Source organism: Kitasatospora sp. MAA4 (genome assembly GCF_029893355.1).
In the GTDB taxonomy this organism is placed as follows: Bacteria; Actinomycetota; Actinomycetes; order Streptomycetales; family Streptomycetaceae; genus Kitasatospora.
The window spans coordinates 1-23,094 of sequence record NZ_JARZAI010000037.1 but is presented as its reverse complement, the minus strand read 5'-3'; the positions used below and the strand labels follow the sequence as shown (position 1 = coordinate 23,094).

Sequence of the window (23,094 nt, the reverse complement as noted above, 5' to 3'; positions counted from 1 at the left end):
TCCCCGGGGTTGAGGTGATGGACCAGCCGGGCGCGCGACTGGCGGCACGCCCGGCTGCAACGGTACGGCACCCGGGAGGACGCGAGCACACGCGCCCTGCCCCGGGGTCTAACTGATCTTGACCGGGTTGATCACGTCCGCGACCAGCACCAACAGCGTGAAGCCGATGAAGATGGTCGCCACCACGTACGCCACCGGCATCAGCTTGGCGACGTCGAAGGGGCCCGGGTCCGGGCGCTGGAAGAGCTTGGCGGCCCGGCGGCGCACCGACTCCCAGAGGGCGCCGGCCACGTGGCCGCCGTCCAGCGGGAGCAGCGGCAGCATGTTGAACAGGAAGAGCGAGAGGTTGACGCCGGCCAGCAGGTTCACCAGGAAGGCGATCCGCTGCGAGGCCGGCAGGTGCAGCGCCGCCACCTCGCCGCCCACCCGGGCCGCGCCGACCATGCCGATCGGGGAGTCGGCGGAGCGCGGGGTGCCCTCGAAGACCGAGTCCCACAGGGCGGGGATCTTGCCGGGCAGCGCGACCAGCGAGCCGATGCCGGTGCGTGCCATGTCGCTCATCCGGCTGACGCTCGCGTCGAAGCCCAGTCGGACCACGCCGGTGGTCGGCGAGATGCCGAGGAAGCCGGCGGTCACGGTCTGGCCCTGGATCGGGTCGCCGTTGGCATCGACCTTGGCGAGCACGTTGGTCCGGATGGTCGCCGAGAGCGTCACCTGCTGTCCGTCGCGCTTCACCACGATCGGCACGGTCTGCCCGGCCGACCTGCGGATGTCGTCCTGCAGCTGCTGGTAGTCGTGGATCCTGTCGCCGCCGAAGGAGACGAAGCTGTCGCCCGGCTTCAGACCGGCCGCGGCGGCCGGCGAGGACGGCGCGTCGGGCTTGCAGGTGTCGCTGGCCTGGCTGGCCGGGACCACGCACTGGGAGACCGAGCGGACGGTCGGCAGCGACTGCTGCACGCCGAAGCCCATCATGGTGACCAGGAAGAGCACGAACGCCAGGATCAGGTTCATGAACGGCCCGGCGAACATCACGATGACGCGCTTCCACGGCCTGCGGGTGTAGAAGAGCCGGTCCTCGTCGCCGGGCTGCAGCTCCTCGTAGGAGGCCTCCCGGGCGTCCTCGATCATCGAGCGCCACGGCGAGCTGCTGCGCTTGGTGATCCGCCCGTCGGCGCCCGGCGGGAACATCCCGATCATGCGGATGTAGCCGCCCAGCGGGATGGCCTTGAAGCCGTACTCGGTGTCGCCCTTCCTGCGCGACCACACGGTCGGCCCGAAGCCGACCATGTACTGCGGCACCCGGATGCCGAAGAGCTTGGCCGTCGAGAGGTGGCCGAGCTCGTGCCACGCGATCGAGAACAAGAGCCCGACGATAAAGACCACGATGCCGAGCACCGTCATCACTGCAGTCACTGCTGGTCCTCCGTCATGCCGCTCCACTCGCCATCATGCACCCGGACACCGACGACCATCAGCCCGCCGCGAGTTCGCGGGCCCGCGCGCGGGCCCAACCCTCCGCATCCAGGACGTCCTCGACCGTCAGAGAAGTTCCCGCAGCCGGGGTCCCGTGCTCGGCGACCACCTTGGCCACCGTGTCCACGATGCCCGTGAAGGCCAGCCTGCCCTTGAGGAACGCGTCCACGCACTCCTCGTTGGCGGCGTTGAAGACGGCCGGTGCCGTGCCGCCGAGCGTACCCACCTCGCGGGCCAGCCCCACAGCCGGGAACGCCTCGTCGTCCAGCGGGAAGAAGTCCCAGCTGGTGGCCTTGGTCCAGTCGCAGCCCGGGGCGGCGTCCGGCACCCGGTCCGGCCAGCCCAGGCCGAGCGCGATCGGCATCCGCATGTCGGGCGGGCTGGCCTGGGCGAGCGTGGAGCCGTCCGTGTACTCCACCATCGAGTGGACCACCGACTGCGGATGGACCACCACGTCGATCCGATCGAACGGGATGTCGTAGAGCAGGTGGGCCTCGATGACCTCCAGGCCCTTGTTGACCAGGGTGGCCGAGTTGATGGTCACCACCGGCCCCATCGCCCAGGTCGGGTGGGCCAGGGCGTCCTTGGGGGTGACGGCGGCCAGCTGGTCGCGGGTCCGGCCGCGGAACGGGCCGCCGCTGGCGGTCACCACCAGGCGGCGCACCTCGCGCGGGGTGCCGCTGCTCAGCGCCTGGAAGAGCGCGGCGTGCTCGGAGTCCACCGGGACGATCTGACCAGGCTTCGCGACCGCCTTGACCAGCGGGCCGCCGACGATCAGCGACTCCTTGTTGGCCAGCACCAGCACCCGGCCGGCCCGCAGCGCGGCCAGCGTGGGCGCCAGGCCGATCGACCCGGTGATCCCGTTCAGCACCGAGTGGCAGGGCAGGGCCGCCAGCTCGGTGGCGGCGTCCGGGCCCGCCAGCACGGTCGGCAGCGGGCGTCCGGCGGCCTGCGCGGCCAGCGCGGCGCGCAGCGCGGGCTCGGCCTCCGGGCGGGCCACCGCGACGGTGTGCACGCCCAGCCGGAAGGCCTGCTCGGCGAGCAGCTCGACCTGGCCGCCGGCCGCCGAGAGGGCCACCACCCGGAAGCGCTGCGGGTTGCGCAGCACGATGTCGATGGCCTGGGTGCCGATCGAACCGGTGGAGCCGAGGATCACCAGCTCCCTGGGACCTGACGGGTCGTCGACGACGGGGGTGAAGCGCAGCTGCGGGTGGGCGAGCGAGTTCATGGAGTCCATTGTGGCCTGCCGCACGCGCGGCGGCGCACCGCCCCGGGAGGGACGGTGCGCCGGTGGTACAGCGGTACTGCGAGCTGGATCAGAGGTCCAGACCGGTCAGCACCAGGACGCGCTCGAAGGTGAAGTCCTCCATCGCGTACTTCACGCCCTCGCGGCCCACGCCGGAGTCCTTGACGCCGCCGTACGGCATCTGGTCGGCGCGGTAGGAGGGGGCGTCGCCGATGATCACGCCGCCGACCTGCAGCTCGCGGTGGGCCCGGAAGGCGGCCTGCACGTCGTGCGTGAAGACGCCGGCCTGCAGGCCGTAGTTGGAGTCGTTGACGGCGGCGAACGCCTCGTCGGTGCCCTCCACCTTGTGCAGCGACAGCACCGGGCCGAAGACCTCGGCGGTGGCGAGCACCGCGTCGGCCGGCAGCTCGGCCAGCACGGTCGGGGCGTACGCGGCGCCCTCGCGGGTGCCACCGGTGAGCACCTTGGCGCCCTTGGCGACCGCGTCGTCCACCCAGGACTCCACGCGCTTGGCGGCGTTCTCGTCGACCAGCGGGCCGACGTCCGTCGCGTCGTCGTTCGGGTTGCCGGTCACCTGGGTACGGACCTTGGCGACCACCTTCTCGACCAGCGCGTCGTAGACCGTCGCGTCGGCGATCACCCGCTGCACCGAGATGCAGGACTGTCCGGCCTGGTAGTTGGCGAAGGTGGCGATCCGGGTGGCGGCCCACTCCAGGTCGGCCTCCGATGAGTAGTCCGCGAGCACCACGGCCGCGGCGTTGCCGCCGAGCTCCAGGGTGACGTGCTTGCGCGGCACCGAGTCCATGATCTGGTAGCCGACCTTGTCCGAACCGGTGAACGAGATCACCGGCAGGCGGCTGTCCTGGACCAGGGCCGGCATCTTCTCGTTGGCCACCGGGAGCACGCTCCAGGAACCGGCCGGCAGGTCGGTCTCGGCCAGGATCTCGCCGAGCACCAGCGCCGAGAGCGGAGTGGCCGGCGCCGGCTTGAGGATGATCGGGGCGCCGACGGCGATCGCCGGAGCGACCTTGTGGGCCACCAGGTTGAGCGGGAAGTTGAACGGGGCGATGCCGAGCACCACGCCGCGCGGGAAGCGGCGCACCACCGCGAAACGGCCCGTGCCGCCCGGGTCGGTGTCCAGCCGCATGGTCTCGCCGTTGGTACGGCGGGCCTCCTCGGCCGCCCAGCGGAACACCGAGACGGCGCGGCCCACCTCGCCGCGGGCCCACTTGATCGGCTTGCCGTTCTCGGCGGTGATCAGCTGGGCGATCTCCTCGGAGCGCTCGGCGAGCCGGCGGGAGACGTGGTCCAGCGCGGTGGCCCGCACGTGCGCGGGGGTCGCGGCGAAGACCGGCGCGGCGGCGACGGCGGCCGCGACCGCCTCGTCCACCTGCGCGTCGGTGGGCACGCTGACCGTGCCGACCAGGCTGTGGTCCCACGGGTGGTGGACCTCGAAGGTGCTGTCGCCGGTCTCCTGGCGGCCGGCCAGCCAGAATGCATGGGTCGTGGTGGTGGTCACGGTCGTACCGGCCCTCTCCTCGTCGTCACTGCTCCACCGCTGTGGGGCCTGACACCACGGTAGGTCGGGAGGCCACCTCGCGGGGTTGTCCGGTCCGTAGCGCGGCGGCCCCCGGGCACTCCACCTCGGCCTAGTCCTCCCCGGAGCGGAGCGCGAGCCAGAGCTCCATCCGGACGTCGGTGTCGTCCAGCGAACGGCCGAGCAGCTCCTCGACCCGGCGCATCCGGTAGCGCAGGGTGTGCCGGTGCACGCCGAGGTCGGCGGCGGCGGCGTCCCACTGGCCGTGCCGGGAGAGCCAGGCGCGCAGCGAGGCGACCAGGTCGCCACGGGCCGTCCGGTCGTGCTCGCGCAGCGGACGCAGCAGGCCCTCGGCGAAGGCCGTCACGGCGTCCTCGCCGAGCAGCGGCAGCAGCGAACCCGCGCCGACCTCCTCGTGGCCCACCGAGCGGCGACCGCCGCGCAGCGCCACCGCGAGGGCCCGCTCGGCCTGGGCGAAGGCGGCGCCCGCCTCCTCGATCGGCGCCGGGGCGGAGACGCCGAGGGCCAGGCCCGCGTGCTCCTCGACCGCGCCCAGGCAGGCCCGGTGCACCGCGCCGCCGTCCACCGCGAGCAGCACCAGCCGCTCGACCGGCGCGGGGCCGTCCTTACCCTTCTCGTCCTTGGCGTCGCGCCCCTCCCTCGGGACGGTCTCGCGGGCCACCAGCAGCTTCTCGCCGACCCGGCCGCCGGCCTGCTCGGCCCGTTCGGCCAGCTCGGTGAGGTCGTGCAGCGGGGCGTCCTGGTCGCTCCGCTCGGCGACACTCCGATCGCCCTTGGCGCCCTTGGCACCCTTGTCCGCCTTGTCGGCCTTCTCGCTGCGGTCCGCGCCCAGGGCGGGACCGGCCACCAGGACCCGTACGGTCCCCTCCGGCAGCCCGCCGAACAGTCCCGTGGCGACCTGGCGCGCCGTCGGCACCTGCCCGGCCAGCACCAGCCGCAGCAGCGCCGCGCCCATCCGCTCCTCGGCGTGGCGCAGCTCGCGCGAACGCTCCAGGGTCAGCGTGAGCAGCGCGACCGCGGCGTTCAGGACGTAGCGCTCGGTCGGGGTGATCCGGTCCTCGGTGCCGACCGCGAGGAAGCCGCGGGCCCGGCGGTCGGCGCCCAGCGACTGCACCACCACGAAGTCCTCGTCGGCGGTGTCGAACCCGGGGGAACGGCCCTGCAGCGCGGCACTGGCCGGCGCCGGACGGCGGCGCAGCCGGTCCACCTCGGACGCCAGCCGGGCGGCCCGCCGCGCGGCCCAGTCCGGGGCGACCACCGAGAGCGCGCCGGAGCTGTCGTACAGCGCGGCCCAGCCGCCGAGCCGGGCGGCCAGCTTGCGGACCACCGCGGCGGTGCCGTTCTGCCCGAGCGCGGCCCGGGTCAGCTCCTCCTGCGCCTCGAAGCTGGTGGTCACCGCCTCGTACTGCTCGGCCGCCAGCGCCGCCGAGACGGCCTTGCTGATCGCGATGAACGGCGTCGGCTCGGGCACCCTGAGCAGCGGCAGCCCGCGCTGCGCGGCGGCGTCCACCAGCGGCTGCGGGACCTCGGCGTGCGAGAGCCCGACACCGAGGCCCAGACCCACCACCCCGGCATCCGCCAACCGGTGGACGTACGCCTGAAGGTTCTTCGCACTGCGTCCCAGTTTGATGCCGGTGGTGAGCAGCAGCTCGCCGCCCTCGAGGAACGGCGTGGGGTCGTCCAGCTCACTGGTGTGCACCCAGCGGACCGGTCGCTCCAGGTGGTCCGCGCCGGCCAGGACCGTCAGGTGGAGCGAGGAATTGCGCACGACTGCGGCGAGTGTGGGGGGCATGGCACCTTCGGTGGGACGACCCGGCAGCCTCGTTGCCACCGGGCGGCGGGGAGCGTCGCTCTCGGTAGGATCCCTTCCATTATGGACGCTGCGGACAAGCCGCGTCGCCGAATCCACCGCTGCGTAGCTAATCGATACCGTGTGGCAGCATCGCGCGGGCGTCTCAGCTCCGCAGGTCCACCAGCAGCGGCGGGACCTGCTCCCCCGCCACCGTCGCCAGCGACACCACCGCGTGCCCGGCCGGCAGCGCGTGCGCCAGATCGGACGGCGACCAGCGCTCCCGCTCCACCTCCCGAGTGGTGACGCTCTCGGTCTGCGCCGCCGTCCCCGCCAGCGCCTTGCGGGTGAGCCGGCCCGCCTTGCGCACCATGCCCCCCGACGTGTCCGGCGCCAGCGTCACCGCCCGCTCGCGCACCAGCACGGTGCCCCAGGCCTCGGAGAACAGCTTGCCGTCCCAGGGCGCGATGCCCGGGAACGCCATCCGGCAGCCGACCGCACCGAACAGCGGCACCCGCAGCGCCTCCGGCACATCCACCAGGCTGCGCAGCAGCAGCACCGCCCCCGCGTTGGCGCCGCGCATCCCGCGCAGCGCCAGGACGGTACCCGCGTCCAGCGCGGCCGAGGCGTCGTCCACCACCAGGCCGGCGAAGAGCGAACGGTCCACCCGAGCCGCCGCGGCCTGCATGAACTGGCCCACCACCAGCCGGGACAGCATCCGCGCCGCCTCCGGGTGGCTGCGCTCGGGAAGCTTCACCCGCACCCGCAGCGGATGCTCCAGCGCGCGCATCGCGAAGGCCGGCCTGACGTCCTCCCCCGCCGGGCTGAAGCACCCCGCGAAGGCCGGTCGGTCCAGCAGCGCCAGGCGGTCCGCGAGCAGCGCCCCCGGATCGTCGGCCCGCCCGTGCTGGCGCCGCCGGTGCTGCACGTCCGGCTCGTGCACGCCCAGGCGCCCGCTCGCCCCCAGCGCCTTGACCAGTGCCTCCCAGCCCTCCGGCTCCCCGCTCAGCAGCGCCCGCAGCTCCCGCACCGTCGGGTAGCGCCCGTACCCCGCGTGGAACGGCCCCACCACCTGCTGCAACGCGATCCGGGCGCTCTCCGCGCGCAGCGCCAGCTCGTCGGGCAGCAGCGCGTCGGCGAGCCGGGCGGCCGCCTCGTCGGGATCGTTCGCCGCGCCGTAGAGGTCCAGCCCGTACGCCGAGGACGGATCACCCGGCGCGATCACCACGTCGTACGAGGCGTCCGGCCCCAGATCGGCCCCGGCCGCGCTGATCACCACCACACACGCGGTACGGGCCAGCGCCTGCAGGCAGAGCGCCTCCGCCACCGGACGCGCCAACCGGGCCGTCTTCCCCGTCCCGGCCGGACCCACCGCCAGCAGCGAGGTCCCCAGCACCTGCGGATCGAGCGCGAACCCGGCCCCCCGGTACGCGGCCGGATTCTTCGGCACGTCCTGCGCCGTCCCCAACCGCACCTGACCCACCAGCAGATCGTGCTCCGCCCCCCGCACCGGCAGATCCCGCGCCTCCGACGGATGCGCACACGCCGCCGCCCCCCGCAACGCCACCTGCTCCCCGAACGCCACCGCCAACCCCGGCTCCGCCTGCACCTCCTGCCACACCCGATGGATCCGCACATAATCCACATCCGTCACCAACCCACCCCCGGCATCCCGCTCCACCGCCCCAAGCGCCCCCCCGAGCCCGGCCTCCCGCAGAACGGCCCAGGGGTCGGCGGTCTCCCGAGCCGCGTCGGGCGAAGGTCCGGAAGGGTCGGAGGAGCCATCCTCGGTCACTGTCTTCGCCAGCGCCGGAAGAACGTTCCTCCGGAACCCGGTCGGTGAGAGGTAACGCCGGAACACCTCGGTCCAACGACCCATCCGACCGAACAGCGCTACCAGCAGAACCAGGACGACGACATTCATCAGCGAGGTGACGAGGTCGAACTGGGCAAGCGAGAGCCCCTTGAACCACCCGAGATAGTCAACCGTGTACGTCACGAAAGGCATGCCGTAGCGGTAGACGAGCAGGAAGGTCAGCAAGTTGGCCGCCGCCCGCAACAACAGCGCCCCCGACCCCACCGCGGCGGCCTCCGCGTGGGTCGGGTCTGCCTCGCGGTACCCGTACCGGTAGATCCCCGGCTCCGCCGGCGGCCGCGGCTCGGTGGCCCAGGCGGCCACCCCCGGCGCGGCCCCCGCTGCTGCTCCCGTCGAGCGCACCCGCGGGCGCGGGACGTCCGCGGGCGGGGGGGACTGTGGGGGGCGGGCGGCGAGGTCGGTGCGGTGTTCCTGTGTGCCGTCCAGTCCCATTGCGGTCCCGCTCCCTTGCCCCGTCGCGCCCGGCAGTTCCCATACCCATGCCGCCCGGCCGACGACACGCCCGCGCTCAATGTAGTGGAGCGGACCCTCCCCGTCGGCGAACCGCAACCGCACACGGCCAGTGGCCGGGCAGGACAAGTCGGACGGCGCAGTGCGCCCCAGTGGCGCATGCCGCTGTCGACGAACCCGCCGTAGCCTGCGATGACAGAGTCGAAACGTCCGTCTGGAGAATCCCTATGAGCGCCGCACCGCAGCTCCCGCAGGAGCGCCGTCTGGTCACCGCGATCCCCGGCCCGAAGTCTCAGGAGCTGCAGGCCCGCAAGCTGGGTGCGGTCGCGGCCGGGGTCGGCACCACCATGCCCGTGTACGTCGCGCGCGCCGGTGGCGGCGTGCTGGAGGACGTGGACGGCAACTCGCTGATCGACTTCGGCTCCGGCATCGCCGTGACCAACGTCGGCAACAGCGCGGCGGCCGTGGTCGCCAAGGCCACCGACCAGCTGGCCGCCTTCACCCACACCTGCTTCATGGTGACCCCGTACGAGGGCTACGTCGCCGTGGCCGAGCACCTCAACGAGCTGACGCCGGGCGACCACGAGAAGCGCACCGCGCTCTTCAACTCGGGTGCCGAGGCGGTGGAGAACGCGGTCAAGATCGCCCGTTCCTACACCAAGCGCACCGCCGTCGTGGTCTTCGACCACGGCTACCACGGCCGTACCAACCTCACCATGGGCCTGACGGCGAAGAACGTGCCGTACAAGCAGGGCTTCGGCCCGTTCGCGCCGGAGATCTACCGCGTCCCGGTCGCCTACCCCTACCGCTGGCTGACCGGCGCCGAGAACTGCGCCGCCGAGGCGGCCGCGCAGGCGATCGACGTCATCAACAAGCAGATCGGCGCGGACAACGTCGCCGCGATCATCATCGAGCCGATCCAGGGCGAGGGCGGCTTCATCGAGCCGGCCAAGGGCTTCCTGCCGGCCATCGTCGAGTACGCCAAGGCGAACGGGATCGTCTTCGTCGCCGACGAGATCCAGACCGGCTTCTGCCGCACCGGCCAGTGGTTCGCCTGTGACGACGAGGGCATCGTCCCGGACCTGATCACCACCGCCAAGGGCATCGCCGGCGGTCTGCCGCTGGCCGCGGTGACCGGGCGCGCCGAGATCATGGACTCCGCGCCGGCCGGTGGCCTGGGCGGCACCTACGGTGGCAACCCGGTGGCCTGCGCCGCCGCGCTGGGCTCGATCGAGACGATGAAGGAGCTGGACCTCAACGGCAAGGCCCAGCACATCGGCGAGGTCATGCTCGGCCGACTGCGCGCCATGCAGGAGAAGTTCGCCGGGTCCGAGCGCTTCGAGATCGGCGAGGTCCGCGGCCGCGGCGCGATGATCGCGGTCGAGCTGGTCAAGCCGGGCGGCAAGGAGCCGAACCCGGAGGTCACCGCCGCGGTGGCGAAGGCCTGCCACGCCCAGGGCCTGATCGTGCTGACCGCCGGCACGTACGGCAACGTGCTGCGCTTCCTGCCGCCGCTGGTGATGCCGGAGCACCTGCTCGTCGAGGGCCTGGACATCATCGAGAACGCCTTCGCCGGTATCTGACAGCCGAGATCCCGCGAGGACGCCCGTGCCGCTGTCGGCACGGGCGTTCTGCGTACCAAAGCAACACCGGACCACACCGGACCGCACCGGCGCACACCATCCTCGAACGCGGCGTACAGACGATCGAGCAGCCGTGGAGGTTGCTCCGATTCTGGTGAAGATACTGTGCGAGATCCTGTGAACTGCGCTACGGCCAGGCCGCCCTGACGTACTGTCGAAGCACCTGGAGAACAAGCCTCATCCGCCGACCGACCCCAGGGTCGCGGCGGGCGACAGCGAGGACGACATCGAGGACAACCAGGCGCCGCCCACGGTGGCGCTCCCACAGGACCGATCGACCGACCGTCCGGCCCACACCCCCCGGGGCGCGCGGAGCGGCGATCACCCAGGCCGCCCCGGGGCACTCCCCCCCGCCCCGGGGCGGCTCTCCGCTGTCCTGGCCTCCCTGCTGACGCCGATACTGCTGCTCCTGCTGCTGATCCCGGTGTCCTGGCAGGTCGCCGTCGGCGGACCGCTGCTGACGGTGGACCACCGGGTCCGCACCGCCGTGACGCACGCCCGGCACGCCGCGGACAGCACGGTCCTGAACCGGCTCGCCCAGTTCCTCTCCGACCTCGGCGACGGCGGTATCGCCGTCCCGGCGCTGCTCGCGACCGGCGCGCTGGCCGCCTGGCTGCTGCACCGCGGACCATCCGCGACCCCCCGGCGCTGGTGGCTACCGCTGCCGACGGCCGCCCTCACCGCGCTGCTGATCCCGCTGCTGGTGGTACCGGCGAAGGTGTACTTCGCCCGCCCCGGGCCGCTCGGCCTGCCGCTCGTCCCCGGGCAGTGGGGCTGGTATCCGTCCGGGCACACCTCGACGGCCTGCATCGCGTACGGCACGGGCGCCCTGCTGCTCGGCCGCGCCCTGCGCGCCGCGGTGCGCCGGGTGCTGTACGCGGCGACCGCCGTGCTCGGTCTCGGCGTGGGCGCGGGGCTGGTCTGGTGCGACTACCACTGGTTCCTGGACGTGCTGGCGGGCTGGTGCCTGTCCGGCCTGGTGCTCTGGGCGCTGGCCCGCCGGCTGCCCTCAGCCCGCTGAGTCCCCGTCCTCGGCGGTCTCGGCCTCGTTGCGGTACACCGTCCCGGGCTCGCCGTTGTCGCGGTGCCACTCCACCACCAGTTCGTCCCTGCCGCCGAACCGGACCAGGTGGCGGCCGATCACGTCCTCCAGGAGGGCCAGGCTGCCGCTCTCGCCCTCCACGGCGAGCAGCAGGGCGTCCGGCTCGGCGACCAGGGTGGCCGTGCCGGCACCGAGGACGAGGTCGCCCCGCCCGGTCTCGGCGTCCCAGCGCGCGGTGATCTTGCGGCCGAGGTGGGCGGCGAGCTGCTTGGCGTAGCGGGCGGACCGGTCGGTGGCGACGCGGGCTTCGGAGCGCGACATGGGTTCTCCATCGAGGGGAGCGGAAGTGGACTGTCAAATCCTGAGGTTAGCTCAACATGTGCCTGGATCCCTAGCTCCCGGACGGCTACCCTGGCCCCAGTCCCCCGCGAGGAGTGTCCGCATGACCAGCCCGTCCATCGACCACACCGCCGACCACGCCACCGACGGTGGTGCCGACGGCGCGGCCGAGCTCGCCGACGCGCTGACCCGGGCGATGAAGCGGATCCGCCGGCGGACCATGGACCGCCTGGAGCCGTACGGGATCACGCCCGCCCAGGGCCGCGCGCTGCGCGTCCTCGCCCACGCCCAGGGGCACGGGACCCCGGGACGGGCCATCCGGCTGAGCGAACTCGCCGAGCGGCTGCACATCGCACCCCGCTCGGCCACCACCGTGGTGGACGCCCTGGAGCAGGCCGGACTCGTCGAGCGGGTCCCCGACCCGGCCGACCGGCGCGCCGTCGGCCTGCTCCTCACCGCCGACGGCCACGGCGCCATGGAGCGGCTGGCCCAGGTCCGCCAGGAGGTCGCCGAGGACTACTTCAGCGGCACCGACCCGGCCGATCTGGCCGTGATGCTGCGGGTGCTCAGGAGCGTGGAAGCGGCGCAGCCGGCGCCGTCCTCGCGCGCCTGCCGCCCCACCCCGGCAGCCGCAGCACCCCCGGCCGCAGCGCACTGAGCCCGATCCCGGCGATCACCAGCAGCGCCGAGCACCCGGCCGCCGGGCTGATCGCCTCGCCGAGCAGCAGCCAGGACGAGGACATCCCGAAGACCGGCACCAGCAGCGAGTACGGCGCCACCACGCTCGCGTCGTAGCTGCGCAGCAGGAACCCCCAGGCGCCGAAGCCGAACAGGGTCGACAGCAGGCCGACGTAGGCGATCGCGCCCAGCCCGGCCGGCGTCACCGAGGCCAGCGCGTGCAGGTCCGCGCGCGGCCCCTCGACCAGCAGCGACAGCGCGAGCAGCGGCAGCGGCGGGACGGCACTGACCCAGGCCATCCAGCGCAGCATGTCCGGCGGCGCCGCCCGGCGGGTCAGCACGTTGGACAGGCCCCAGGCCACCGCCGCCGCGATGACCAGGGCGAAGGCCCCCGCCGGACCGGCCGGTCCGTAGTCGACGGCGGCCAGCACGATGCCCGCCGAGGCGATCAGCAGCCCGGCGATCCGCTGCGGGCGGGGGCGTTCACGCAGCATCCCGGCCGCGAAGAGCGCGGTGAAGACCGCCTGGCTCTGCAGCACCAGCGAGGAGAGCCCGGCCGGCATCCCCGCGTGCATGCCGAGGAAGAGCAGGCCGAACTTCACCACCCCGAGCACGAAGCCGACGGCCAGGATCCAGCGCCAGGCCACCCCGGGCGGCCCGACCAGGAAGACCGCGGGCACGGCCACCACGGTGAACCGCAGGGCGCAGAAGAGCAGCGGCGGGAAGTCCTTCAGGCCGACGTCGATCAGCACGAAGTTGAGCCCCCAGACGGCGGCGACCAGGACGGCCAGCGCGATGTGACGCGGCAGCAGGGAGGCGGGCAGGGCGGCGGAGGGGACGCCTGGCGGCGCGGGCTGAGCGGGCATGACCCGAGCATCCCCGAGGTCGACTCTTCAGCACCAGCGAAGAATCCTGAAGGCTGTTGTTCAGCTCTGCTAACCAATGCTGCCGCCGATGCCGGATACTCGTCCCATGATGGATCTCGGGCGGTTGCGCGCCCTGCACGCGGTGGCGGTGCACGGCTCGGTCGGCAGGGCCGCGGCCGCGCTCGGTTTCACCTCCTCGGCGATCTCCCAGCAGATCTCCAAGCTGGAGCGCGAGACCCGCACCGTCCTGCTGGAGCGTCAGGGGCGGGGCGTGGTGCTGACGGACGCGGCGCGCGAGCTGGCGGGCACCGCACAGCGCGTGCTGGCCCTGGTCGAACAGGCCGAGGTGACGTTGGAGGAGCAGCGCGGCCAGGCGGTCGGACGGCTGCTGGTGGCCTCGTTCGCCACCGGCGCGCGCGGCCTGCTGCCGGGGGTGCTGGCCGACCTGCGGGCCGACTGCCCGGACCTGGACGTCCGGCTGCTGGAGAGCGACCCCTACCTCGCGGCGGAGCTGGTCGCCCGCGGCGAGGTGGACCTGGCGCTGGTGCAGGACTGGCCGACCGTCCCGCTGCCCGTGCAGGAGGGGGTCTCGCGCCTGGACCTCGGCCGCGACCCGGTCGACCTGCTGCTGCGGGCCGAACACCCGCTGGCCGAGCTGGCGGTGGTGCCGGTCGAGCGGCTCTGCGGGCAGCGCTGGATCAGCGTGCCGCCGGGCAACATCTGCCACGACTGGCTGGTGCGGACCATGCGGGAGGCCGGCGAGGAGCCGGACGTGCTCTACCAGGTCGGCGAGTTCGAGACCCAGATCGCGCTGATCGCCGCCGGTCTCGGCGTCGGCCTGGTGCCGCGGCTGGGCCGCGGTCTGCTGCCGCCCGGCGTGATCGCCCGGCCCGTGCTGCCGGAGCCCTCGCGACGGATCTTCGCGCTCTGGCGCACCCAGGCCTCCCGGCGACCCGCGATCACTGCGGCCCTGGCGGCGATGCGCCGCCGCTGGCCGCTGCGCGACGCCGCGGGTGGTCCCACCGAAGCCTGATCAGTTGGCCAGGCCGATCACCAGCCACATGAACGCGACGCCGACCAGCGTGCAGATCAGCGTGGAGCGCGACGGGTGCGGGCTGTGCGCCTCCGGCAGGATGTCCGAGGTGGCCAGGTAGAGCAGGAACCCGGCGAAGAAGCCCAGGTAGAGGCCGAGCACCCGCTCCGGGATGGTGAAGAGCAGGGTGATCGCGGCGCCCGTCACCGGGGCCAGCGCGTCGGCGGCCAGCAGGCCCATCGCCCGGCGCCGGTTGTTCCCGTACAGCCGGGTCACCGTGTACGTGTTGAAGCCGTCCGCGAAGTCGTGCGCGACCACCGCGATCGCCACCACCGTCCCGACCGTGCCACCGGCCTGGAAGGCCGCACCGATCGCGAAGCCGTCCATCAGGCTGTGGCCGACCAGTGCCCCGGCCGCGGTCAGCCCGATGCCCTCGGACCGGCCGTGGTGGCCGTGCGCATGGCCGTGGGCGTGGGTGTGCGAGGCGTACTCGCCCTCGTGCGCCCGGTGGATCGCCACCGAGCGCTCCACGCAGTGCAGGGTCAGGAAGCCGGCCGCGAACATCAGCAGCGCCTGCGGCACGCCGTGCAGCTTCGCGGGGGCCTGCGAGAGGGCCTCGGGCAGCAGGTCGAAGGCGACCACCCCGAGCATCAGCCCGGCCGCGAAGCCGAGCACCAGATGCCGTCGGTCACCGGTGCGCTGGGCGACGTAGCCGCCGATCAGCGTCATCAGAAAGGCCCCGACGGCGACGAGTATCGCGGTCATCCGGATGCTCCCGACGTTCCCGTACCCGGCTCGGCGCCGCTCGGACGGCGTCCGGGATGGCGGGCCGCTGCCCTCGGTCCAGCTTGACGCCGACGCCGACCGTCCGCCCGCCGAGCCCGCTCAGGCCGCTCGGCCCGCTACTCGGTGCCGACCGAGAGCGGCAGGCCCAGGTGCGTTTCGGCGAGCGAGCGGAAGCCGGCGCCGTCGGCCAGGTGGATCCGGCGGAACTCCTCGGTGGAGACCAGGTCCAGCGCCTCCTCGGTGAAGTCCCCGGCGGTCAGCCAGAGCCCGTTCCCGGCCGACTCCTCGGCCACCGCCTCGGCCAGCGTGCGCACCTCCGCCTCCCCCACCGGCCCGGGCCGCCGGGACGCGCAGACCACCCAGCGCCCGGGCAGCGCGCTGTCCGGGGCCCCGCTGCCGGTCGCCACCAGGCCGGACGGTCCGCGCAGCAGGACGCTCCAGTCGGCCAGGCCGCCACGGGTGAACAGCTCGCGCACCAGAGCGGCGAACTCGGTGGGCGAGAGGTCGGCCACCGCCGGCACGGCCGCACCGGCCGTGGCGCACGGCTGCACGCCGATCCGGGCGTACGGGTCCGGGCTGACGGCGGCACTCAGCTCGCGCAGCCGCAGCAGCGCCTCGTCCTGCTCGGCGTCCGCGTACACGCCCGGCTCCGCCTCGTCGACGTCGGCGGCGGGGTCGGCGACGAACCTGGTCCTGGCCAGCGCGTCGCGGTCGGCATCGACGCTGAGCAGGCAGCGGGCGTCCGGTTCGCGCAGCCAGCCGTTGAGCACCACGCCGGCCAGGATGCCGTCGGTGTCGACCGCGTCGGCCGCCTGGAGGGCGCGCAGTGCCAGGCGGGAGACCAGCCGGAGGTAGTCGGCCGCGCGGTCGCCCGGTGTGCGCGGGACCGGGGCGATCTCGCCGTCGGGGGTCAGCCGGTAGCCGTCCAGCGAGGGCACCAGGCCGAGCGGCGGCAGGTCGAGGTCGAGCACGGCGGTCCTGGTGAGCGGGCGGAAGACCGCCCGGCAGGCAGCCGGCAGGTCGGGTGTGGCCGCCTCGGCGGCGGCCAGTGCCCGCTCCAGCAGCGACTCGACGGCGGCCGGTTCGACCTGCCGGTAGGCCCGCCGGCACTCCTCCAGGCTGTCGTTGTACTCCTGGACGGCGCGCGCCCTGGCCTGCTCGGCCTGCTCGTGGGCGAGCCTGGCGGCGGCCTCGGCCGGATCCGCGGCGCTCGCCCGCTCGGCCCGCCACTCGCGCAGCGCCCGCTGATGGGCCAGCCGGGCCTTGGCCAGCTCGCGCTGGAAGCCGGAGTCCAGCAAGCGGCTGGGCGCGGCGGCCTCGGGGTCCGTCACGACGAGTTCGGCGGGGGCGAAGTCCGCCCAGCTCGGCTCGCGGTCCGCGGCCGGGTCGGGCGAACCGGCCGGGTAGGGCCGGGGCTCGTAACTGCGGAGCTGGCTCTCGAAGTCCATCGCGCTGACCGGCAGCGCGAGCCTGCGCAGCAGGTCGGCGAGCCGGTCCTGATCGGCCCGGACGGCGGCCGTCCGCCGGTGGGTCAACTCGGCCGCCCGGCCGTGCTCGGCGACCGCCTCGTCCAGGCCGTCGGCCCCCGCCGCAGCGGGCTGCTCGGCGGCGAACGGGTCGGCAACGGCCGCCGCCCCCGGGAACATCGAGGCCAGAAAACCCGTACGGGCGCCGAAGGCCCGGTCGTCGGCAGGCTGGCGCTCGGTCGAATCCTGCATCGGCGGTCGGTCCCCCCTCGGAGAGCCCGGGTCCGCTCGGACACAGGCTGTCAGCATTCTCCACCGTCCGACCTCTCCGGTGGGGGTTTACCGGTGGACCGGTCGGGGCCCGCGCGACAGCTGGCGACCGGTGGGACGAGCAGCGGTCCGCCCTGCGGCGACGGACCGCTGACGCGCGGTCAGTTGGTCAGTGTGTTGGTGAGGTGCAGGCCGATGTACCCGACGTAGATCCGGCCGCTGCCCGAGCAGTCGTCCAGGTAGTGCAGCCGGGGCGCCGTCCGACCGCCGCCGATCCGCAGGTGGGCGCCCATAAAGGCCCGCCCGCTCGGATCCACGCCGGACGGGACGGCGAACATCCGCTCGCGCCGCATCTTGCTGTGGCTGCAGACCGTCTGCGACTCGCCGCGGACCGCCTTGCGCGGCGGGAAGTGGCTGCCGCCGAGCGGAGCGTGCTCGCACCACTGCTTGAAGTCCCCGCCGGCCGCGCCGTGCACGGCGACGGTGGCGTACTCCTGCAGCGCGGTCAGGCCGTCCCAGGTGAGCCGGACCCAGCCAGAGCCGGTCGTCGAGGCGTCCAGGGCCTGCGTCTCCTTCGCGTCGCCGGTGAAGGTCAGCAGCGGGAACTCCCCGATCCGGCCGAGCAGTTCGGCGAAGCTGGCCGGGCTGCCGGGGCCCTCCTCCAACGAGGCCGGATCCGGTGCCGGTTGGCCGGGCGGGCAGAGCCTGCTGTTCAGAGCGCGCAACTGGCTGCTGACCCGGCGCAGCGCGGTGCTCTGCACCTCGTTCTCGGTGCGCAGGTGGAACTCGCGGCGGCGGGAGCGGTGCAGGCTGATCCGCACACGCTGCAGCTCGTCCGCACCGGCCTGCCGTGACACGCTCAGTTCGCCGACCAGTTCGTCCAGTTGGGGATCGCGAGGGCGCGGCTCGACGAGCCGGACCCGAAGCGCCGGGACCCGGGCGAGCGGCCCGGGCAGCGGGGCGAGGTCCGCCAGTCGGCGCGGCTCGCGGGCCAACAGGGCGGCGGCCCGGCGGGGTTCGCTCTCGATCCGGTGCCGGGGCAGGACCAGATGCCGGCCGGCGTCCCGCCGGGAGGCCGGATCGACCTCCGGCAGGTAGGTCCGGACGGCGCCGCCGTAGACGGTGTGGAACTCCAGCGCCGTGTTGAAGAGCACCCGGGCCTCCGGCGCGAGCACGTAGCCGACGGCCAGGCCGGCGACGTTGCGCAGCAGCGGGTGCAGGACCTGTTCGGCCCAGACCTGCGGGTCCAGGTCGGCGGGCACGCTGGCGATCACGGTCGGGAGGCGGCGCGCCGGGTCGCAGAGCTCGTCGATGACGATGTCGACCTCGGCGGCGGTGATGATCCTCGGCAGCAGGCGCACCTCGGCCCCGGCGTCCGAGGCGTCGAGCAGTGGCAGCAGGGTGGCGACGAGTTCGGGCACCGGCACCCGGCCGGGGGTACGGACGCCGGGTGCGGACTGGTGCTCGGCCTCCAGTCGGACCCAGCTGGGGGCGCCGGGTTCGGAGGCGATGGTCAGGGTCAGCTGGTGGGTGCCGTGCGGAGCGGGCGTCCGCAGCCGGCGCCGGGTGTAGCGGCCGCCTGGTGAACCGGGGGGATCCGCGGGCAGCGGGCCGCTGTCCCGGTCGAGCAGGACCCGGTCGGCGAGGCGGTGGCGCGCGCCCGCCGACTGGTCGGAGTCGGGCGGCGGGGTCGGGGCAGGTGGCGGCTCGTCGTAGCCCTCGTGCTTCAGCCAGGCGGCAAGGCACTGGTCGGCCAGGGCGACCACGTCCGCATGGGACTGACGGGTCGTCACCGTCATCCGGTACGGCGTGGCATGGCCGGGGGCGGCGGCGGTCCGGGAATCGGTACCGGCTGCGGCAGACGGAACGGGTGGCGCGAAGCGGTCGGTGGTCATGGGCGGTACCTCCGTGGTGCGCTGGTGGGGTCTGACGGTCCTCCATCGACGGTGATGTCCGGCTCCGGCCGGCGGCTGCCGACCTGGTTCCTGCTGCTAAGAACGCGCATGCCCGGAGCTGAAGTTCCAGCTCCGGGCACCGTCAATTCGTTCGAACGTCACCGGGCCGCCTTGCGACCCGGCCGACCCGCTAGACCTTTCCTGTGGGCCCCACCAGATCCGGGTCGCCGGCGGGCCGCCCGACACTCCGGGCGGACAGCGTCGGGGCCGGCGCCGGCACGGCGAGCAGGCAGCCGTCGGCGACCTGGAAGTTGGCGAGGATCACGACCCGCTCCACCCCGTGGTTGTAACCGATGTGCACGTGCTCCGGCCCCGGCAGCTCGACCAGGGCCTGCCCCGGCCGGGTGATCTCCACGGTGCCGTCCGCCAGTATTCGGGTCAGCGTCCCGGAGAGGACCACCGCCTGCACCCTGGCCGGGTGATAGTGCCAGCCGGTGTTCTCGCCCGGCTCGATGGTGACGGTACGAATCACGGCCATCTGGGGATCTGCTCCTGGACTCGACGATCGTTTCAGGCTACTGAGCACCAGTGCCCGCCAAAACCGAATCCACACGCTTTGGCCGAAAGCCCGTCCGGTTCGTTCACCCGGCCGGTGCGCTGCGACGCTGACCGGACGGACGGCCGACCGATCATCCGGTCAGCGGGACTTCGAGGAACGTGTAGCCGGAAGGCTCCGCCACCGCGGAGCCCCCGCTGGCCTCGGCGAGCCAGGTGTGGAAGGCCGCCAGGCCCGTCTGCGGGACTCCCACCTCGATCCGCACTCCTGCCGCCTCGTACCGCAGGTCGCGGACCGCGTGGCCGGCGGCGCGCAGGTCGTTCTCCAGCCTCCCGGCCCTGGTGTGGTCGACCGCGACCACCAGCAGGGCCACCGGACGGCGCTCGACCGTGCCGACCGCGTCGACCGCCTCGGAGACCGCACTGCCGTAGGCGCGCACCAGCCCGCCCGCGCCGAGCAGCACTCCGCCGAAGTAGCGGGTGACCACGGCCACGGTGTCGGTGAGCCTGCGCCGGCGCAGCACCTCCAGCATCGGCACGCCGGCGGTGCCGCCGGGCTCGCCGTCGTCGTTGGAACGCTCGCGGCGGTGGTCCTCACCGACCACGAACGCGGTGCAGTTGTGCCGGGCGTCCCAGTAGCGCTTGCGGATCCCGGCGATGAACTCCTGCGCCTGCTCCTCGTCGCCGACCCGCGCGAGATGGCAGATGAAGCGGGAGCGCTTCACCTCGATCTCGTGGCTGCCGTCCCCCCGGATGGTCAGGTACGGCTTCGGGGCTGGCTGCGACATGAGCGGGCGGGTCTCCCAGGTGGACGGCGGACGGGCGGGTCCCGCCAGCCTATCCACCCGGGATCCGGTCGGATCAGCGGCCGGATCAGCGACCGGAGAGCGCGTCCAGCTGCCGGCGGTCGAGACCGGTGAGCGCGGTGACCTCGGCGAGGTCCACGGCGCCGCAGTCCAGCCCGCGCAGCAGGTAGCCGGAGAGCGCCTTGGCGGTGGCCGGCTCGTCCATCACGTCGCCGCCGGCCTTGGCCACGTACGCGGCCAGCCGGGCCGCCGCGGCGGCCAGGCCCTCGCGATAGAAGGCGTAGACGGCCGCGTAGCGGGTCGGCAGGTGGGCGGGGTGCATGTCCCAGCCCTGGTAGTAGGCGCGGGCGAGCGAGCGCCGCACCAGGCGGTGGTGCAGGTTCCAGGCGGCGAAGACCTGCTCGGTCGGGCCGGTGGGGATCACGTTGGTCGAGCCGTCGGACAGCCTCACGCCGGTACCGGCCGCCGCCACCTGCATCACGGCCTTCGCGTGGTCGGCGACCGGGTGGTCCATGCTCTGGTAGGCCGCGCTCACCCCGCAGGACGCGCTGTAGTCGAAGGTCCCGTAGTGCAGACCGGTCGCCCGGCCCTCGGCGGCCTCGATCATCAGCGCGACGGTCGCCCGGCCGTCGGCACCGAGGATGGCCTGGGTGGTCTCGATCTGGATCTCGAAGCCGATCCGCCCGGCGGGGAGGCCGGCGCGCTGCTCGAAGTCCTCCAGCAGCCTGACCAGCGCGGTGACCTGCTGGGGGTAGGTCACCTTCGGGAGGGTGAGCACCAGGCCCTCAGGCAGCTCGCGGCCGCCTTCGAGCAGGGTGGCCAGGAAGATCTCCAGCGTGCGGATGCCGCGGTCGCGGACCGCCGCCTCCATGCACTTGATCCGGATGCCGATGTACGGCGGCGCACTGCCGTCGGCGACCGCGGCCGCCACCAGACGCGCGGTACGGACCGCCTCGGCGTCCTCCTCGGCGTCGGGGCGCGGGCCGTAGCCGTCCTCGAAGTCGATCCGCAGGTCCTCAATCGGCTCTCGCTCGAGCTTGGCCCGCACCCGGGCGTGCACCTCGGTGATCAGGTCGTCGGCGGGGACGCCCAGGGCCTCGGCCAGCTCGGCCGGCGTGCCCGCGTGGGTGTCGAGCGCCTCCAGGGCCTGCCGACCCCAGCTCTCCACGGTGTCGGCGGCGAAGGCGTCAGCCGGGACGTACACCGTGTGCACCGGCTGCCGGCTGCCCGAGTCGCCCGGGTAGCGGCGGGCCAGCTCGGCGTCGACCGGGCCGAGCAGCGCGTCGACGCCCGCCCGTGCTGCGCTGGAGAACGTCAGGCCCTCCGCTGCGGCAGCGCCGCCGTCCACCTCGACCTGGGACATCCGGGTTCCTCCACACTGCTGTCATTCAACAATTTGTTGATGTGAAGGTAGCTCCGGGCGCCGCCGGGCGTCAATGGCGGACCAACCTGCGGACCGGCACGGCACGGTCCGCGGCAGCTGCCGTCTTCCGCTGTCGCTACTCGCGACCGAGGCTGCTGTAGCGGGCCTCCAGCTCAGGCCACATCCGGCGCATCTGATCGGCGCCGATCGGGCTGCCGGGGTCGCGGCCCGAGACGCCGTACTGGGTGAACAGGTAGAGGGCCAGCGCCTCCTGGTCGGGGTCGTGGCCACGGGCGTCCTGATAGGCGATCAGTGCCTCGACGCAGAGGTCGACCGTCAGCTCCGGGCCTGCGGCGGGGGGCTCCTCCTCAACGGCAACCCCGGTCGCTGCGGGGGCAGTTGCCGCGGCCTGCCGCTGCGCCGACCCGCGCGGGTCGAAGACGCTCGGCTCGGCCTCGGCCTGCACCGGCGGACGGAAGTGATCCTCCGTCGGCTGCGCGTCCTGCCGCACGGGCTGCTCGGTGTGCCCGACCGGTTGCGCGGGCATCGACTGCGTGGTCGGCGCCCCGGTCTGCGGGTGCGGCGGGTGCGGGCGCGGCACGCGCGGAGGCTTGAACCACGGGGACCCCTGCCCGGCCGGACGCCCGGTGTTCGCCACCGCGCCCTGGTGTGCGCCGACCTGCGCCGGCTCCGCTGCGGCGACGGTGGCACGCGGCGCGGCCGTCCGACCTCGCCAGACGTCCTGCTGGACGCGGGCCGGCTGCACCCGGGCCGACTGCGGCTCCCGGACCTGCCCGGTCGGACCGCCCGCGTTCGCCGCCGGCTCCCCGCCAACGGTCTGCGGCGCATCGCGCCAGCGAGCGGCGGCCAACTTGGTCAGCAGCGGCCCGGCGACCGCCGGGGACACCGCCGGCACCTCCGACACAACTGCCGCTGCGGCGGCGGCCGGTAGCGCGCCCGCCGCCGGAGCCTCCTGGACGATGGGTCCGTCGAGTCGGTCGAGCACGGTCACATCGAGCGGGACACCGTACTTGGCCAGCTTGAGCGGCAGCAACGCCTGGATCGGCGCGTTCCGCCGCCAGCTCCGTCCGTACCGGAAGCGCAGCTGCGCCCGGTACACCAGGCGGTTCTGCTCCAGCCGGACCACCTCGTCGTAGGAGCGCAGCTCCCAGAGCTTCATCCGGCGCCAGAGCCGGAAGGTCGGAACCGGGGAGAGCATCCAGCGCATCAGCCGGACGGATTCCATGTGCCGGTCGGCGGTGATCGCCGCAATCCGACCGACCGCGTGCCGCGAGGCCTCGACCACCACGACGAAAAGCACCGGGATGACCGCGTGCATCCCCATGGCCAGCGGATCGCCCCAGGACGCCGCCGCGTTGAAGGCGATCGTGGCCACCGTGAGCAGCCACGCGGTCTGCCGAAGCAGCGGAAAGGGTATGCGGAGCCAGGTCAGCACCAGGTCGAGCGCGAGAAGGACGACGATGCCCAGGTCAACGCCGATCGGAAAGGCGTAGGAGAAGTTCCCGAACCCCTTGTGCAGCGCGAGCTCGCGCACCGCCGAGTACGAGCCCGCGAAGCCGATCCCGGAGATCAGGCTGGCCCCGGCTGCCACCACGCCGAGCAGAACCCGGTGTGCGCGGGTAAGGGATGGACGTGCCATTCGTTGATCAACCCCTGGATCTCAGCTGCCGGCGGGCGCGACCGTTGGCTGACGGAGCCGCCATCTCGACCACGGGGATCCTACTCGGACAGACGTTCAGGACGGACGGCAGGCCGACCCCTGCGGCCCTCCAGCGGCTCGCACGGGACACCCCCGACCGGCGGGAAAAGGGTCCGGAAACGCAGGTAACCCCCATCCGATAAATCGGATGGGGGTTACCTGGAATGATTGTTCGGCGGCGTCCTACTCTCCCACAGGGTCCCCCCTGCAGTACCATCGGCGCTGTGAGGCTTAGCTTCC

At 73.5% G+C, this 23,094-nt stretch carries 18 protein-coding genes; 4 read left to right on the top strand and 14 right to left on the bottom strand.

The window, feature by feature from the left end:
• Positions 1-108 precede the first annotated feature (108 nt).
• The 5 genes from P3T37_RS33065 to P3T37_RS33045 form a co-directional block, all read right to left on the bottom strand.
• On the bottom strand, positions 109-1,413 hold the full coding sequence (locus P3T37_RS33065; RefSeq protein WP_280727628.1) for a site-2 protease family protein: 1,305 nt from the start codon (positions 1,411-1,413) through the stop codon (positions 109-111).
• 58 nt (positions 1,414-1,471) lie between these two features.
• Complete coding sequence (dxr, locus tag P3T37_RS33060; protein WP_280727627.1) at positions 1,472-2,701, bottom strand: 1-deoxy-D-xylulose-5-phosphate reductoisomerase; 1,230 nt, start codon at positions 2,699-2,701, stop codon at positions 1,472-1,474.
• 88 nt (positions 2,702-2,789) lie between these two features.
• On the bottom strand, positions 2,790-4,238 hold the full coding sequence (locus P3T37_RS33055; RefSeq protein WP_280727626.1) for an aldehyde dehydrogenase family protein: 1,449 nt from the start codon (positions 4,236-4,238) through the stop codon (positions 2,790-2,792).
• Positions 4,239-4,368: 130 nt separating this feature from the next.
• Positions 4,369-6,069: a PucR family transcriptional regulator gene (locus tag P3T37_RS33050; protein ID WP_280727625.1), complete on the bottom strand. Its 1,701-nt coding sequence runs from the start codon at positions 6,067-6,069 to the stop codon at positions 4,369-4,371.
• Between the two features lie 163 nt (positions 6,070-6,232).
• The gene (locus P3T37_RS33045; RefSeq protein WP_280727624.1) at positions 6,233-8,374 is read right to left on the bottom strand and encodes an ATP-binding protein; all 2,142 of its coding nucleotides are present in this window, start codon (positions 8,372-8,374) and stop codon (positions 6,233-6,235) included.
• Positions 8,375-8,619: 245 nt separating this feature from the next.
• Between P3T37_RS33045 and gabT the strand changes: the two genes are divergently transcribed.
• Entirely contained in the window at positions 8,620-9,975 is a 1,356-nt protein-coding gene (gene gabT / locus P3T37_RS33040; RefSeq protein WP_280727623.1) for a 4-aminobutyrate--2-oxoglutarate transaminase, read from the top strand.
• 484 nt (positions 9,976-10,459) lie between these two features.
• Entirely contained in the window at positions 10,460-11,056 is a 597-nt protein-coding gene (locus P3T37_RS33035; protein ID WP_280727622.1) for a phosphatase PAP2 family protein, read from the top strand.
• Here the strand turns inward: P3T37_RS33035 and P3T37_RS33030 are convergent.
• Positions 11,045-11,398, bottom strand: coding sequence for a DUF2218 domain-containing protein (locus P3T37_RS33030; protein ID WP_280727621.1), 354 nt, complete (start codon positions 11,396-11,398; stop codon positions 11,045-11,047). The genes P3T37_RS33035 and P3T37_RS33030 overlap by 12 nt on opposite strands.
• A 121-nt stretch (positions 11,399-11,519) precedes the next feature.
• Here P3T37_RS33030 and P3T37_RS33025 point away from each other — a divergent pair, with 121 nt between their 5' ends.
• Positions 11,520-12,074 carry a MarR family transcriptional regulator gene (locus tag P3T37_RS33025; RefSeq protein WP_280727620.1) on the top strand — a complete coding sequence of 185 codons (555 nt, stop codon included), beginning with the start codon at positions 11,520-11,522 and terminating at the stop codon, positions 12,072-12,074.
• On the opposite strand, the gene P3T37_RS33020 is transcribed toward P3T37_RS33025, so the two are convergent.
• Positions 11,983-12,906, bottom strand: a complete 924-nt coding sequence (locus P3T37_RS33020) for an EamA family transporter (RefSeq protein WP_280727661.1) — start codon at positions 12,904-12,906, stop codon at positions 11,983-11,985. The genes P3T37_RS33025 and P3T37_RS33020 overlap by 92 nt on opposite strands.
• Positions 12,907-13,066: 160 nt before the next feature.
• Between P3T37_RS33020 and P3T37_RS33015 the strand changes: the two genes are divergently transcribed.
• Entirely contained in the window at positions 13,067-13,993 is a 927-nt protein-coding gene (locus P3T37_RS33015; RefSeq protein ID WP_280727619.1) for a LysR family transcriptional regulator, read from the top strand.
• Here the strand turns inward: P3T37_RS33015 and P3T37_RS33010 are convergent, their stop codons facing one another.
• The 7 genes from P3T37_RS33010 to P3T37_RS32980 form a co-directional block, all read right to left on the bottom strand.
• Positions 13,994-14,758, bottom strand: coding sequence for a ZIP family metal transporter (locus P3T37_RS33010; protein WP_280727618.1), 765 nt, complete (start codon positions 14,756-14,758; stop codon positions 13,994-13,996).
• 137 nt (positions 14,759-14,895) lie between these two features.
• The gene (locus P3T37_RS33005; protein WP_280727617.1) at positions 14,896-16,497 is read right to left on the bottom strand and encodes a restriction endonuclease; all 1,602 of its coding nucleotides are present in this window, start codon (positions 16,495-16,497) and stop codon (positions 14,896-14,898) included.
• Positions 16,498-16,676: 179 nt separating this feature from the next.
• Positions 16,677-18,410 (bottom strand): hypothetical protein, encoded by a 1,734-nt coding sequence (locus P3T37_RS33000; protein WP_280727616.1) that lies wholly within the window; start codon positions 18,408-18,410, stop codon positions 16,677-16,679.
• 190 nt (positions 18,411-18,600) lie between these two features.
• On the bottom strand, positions 18,601-18,948 hold the full coding sequence (locus P3T37_RS32995; RefSeq protein WP_280727615.1) for a cupin domain-containing protein: 348 nt from the start codon (positions 18,946-18,948) through the stop codon (positions 18,601-18,603).
• Positions 18,949-19,099: 151 nt separating this feature from the next.
• The gene (locus P3T37_RS32990; protein WP_280727614.1) at positions 19,100-19,753 is read right to left on the bottom strand and encodes a YigZ family protein; all 654 of its coding nucleotides are present in this window, start codon (positions 19,751-19,753) and stop codon (positions 19,100-19,102) included.
• 85 nt (positions 19,754-19,838) lie between these two features.
• Positions 19,839-21,134, bottom strand: a complete 1,296-nt coding sequence (locus P3T37_RS32985) for an aldolase/citrate lyase family protein (RefSeq protein ID WP_280727613.1) — start codon at positions 21,132-21,134, stop codon at positions 19,839-19,841.
• A 136-nt stretch (positions 21,135-21,270) separates the two neighbouring features.
• Positions 21,271-22,794 carry a DUF2637 domain-containing protein gene (locus P3T37_RS32980; RefSeq protein WP_280727612.1) on the bottom strand — a complete coding sequence of 508 codons (1,524 nt, stop codon included), beginning with the start codon at positions 22,792-22,794 and terminating at the stop codon, positions 21,271-21,273.
• Positions 22,795-23,094 lie beyond the last annotated feature (300 nt).

Bases quoted from the DNA above. Each gene is read 5' to 3' on its own strand.
- dxr (WP_280727627.1), bottom strand. From the start codon at position 2,701: ATGAACTCGCTCGCCCACCCGCAGCTGCGCTTCACCCCCGTCGTCGAC.
- P3T37_RS33050 (WP_280727625.1), bottom strand. From the start codon at position 6,069: ATGCCCCCCACACTCGCCGCAGTCGTGCGCAATTCCTCGCTCCACCTG.
- P3T37_RS33045 (WP_280727624.1), bottom strand. From the start codon at position 8,374: ATGGGACTGGACGGCACACAGGAACACCGCACCGACCTCGCCGCCCGC.
- gabT (WP_280727623.1), top strand. From the start codon at position 8,620: ATGAGCGCCGCACCGCAGCTCCCGCAGGAGCGCCGTCTGGTCACCGCG.
- P3T37_RS33030 (WP_280727621.1), bottom strand. From the start codon at position 11,398: ATGTCGCGCTCCGAAGCCCGCGTCGCCACCGACCGGTCCGCCCGCTAC.
- P3T37_RS33025 (WP_280727620.1), top strand. From the start codon at position 11,520: ATGACCAGCCCGTCCATCGACCACACCGCCGACCACGCCACCGACGGT.
- P3T37_RS33015 (WP_280727619.1), top strand. From the start codon at position 13,067: ATGATGGATCTCGGGCGGTTGCGCGCCCTGCACGCGGTGGCGGTGCAC.
- P3T37_RS33010 (WP_280727618.1), bottom strand. From the start codon at position 14,758: ATGACCGCGATACTCGTCGCCGTCGGGGCCTTTCTGATGACGCTGATC.
- P3T37_RS33005 (WP_280727617.1), bottom strand. From the start codon at position 16,497: ATGCAGGATTCGACCGAGCGCCAGCCTGCCGACGACCGGGCCTTCGGC.
- P3T37_RS33000 (WP_280727616.1), bottom strand. From the start codon at position 18,410: ATGACCACCGACCGCTTCGCGCCACCCGTTCCGTCTGCCGCAGCCGGT.
- P3T37_RS32995 (WP_280727615.1), bottom strand. From the start codon at position 18,948: ATGGCCGTGATTCGTACCGTCACCATCGAGCCGGGCGAGAACACCGGC.
- P3T37_RS32990 (WP_280727614.1), bottom strand. From the start codon at position 19,753: ATGTCGCAGCCAGCCCCGAAGCCGTACCTGACCATCCGGGGGGACGGC.
- P3T37_RS32985 (WP_280727613.1), bottom strand. From the start codon at position 21,134: ATGTCCCAGGTCGAGGTGGACGGCGGCGCTGCCGCAGCGGAGGGCCTG.
- P3T37_RS32980 (WP_280727612.1), bottom strand. From the start codon at position 22,794: ATGGCACGTCCATCCCTTACCCGCGCACACCGGGTTCTGCTCGGCGTG.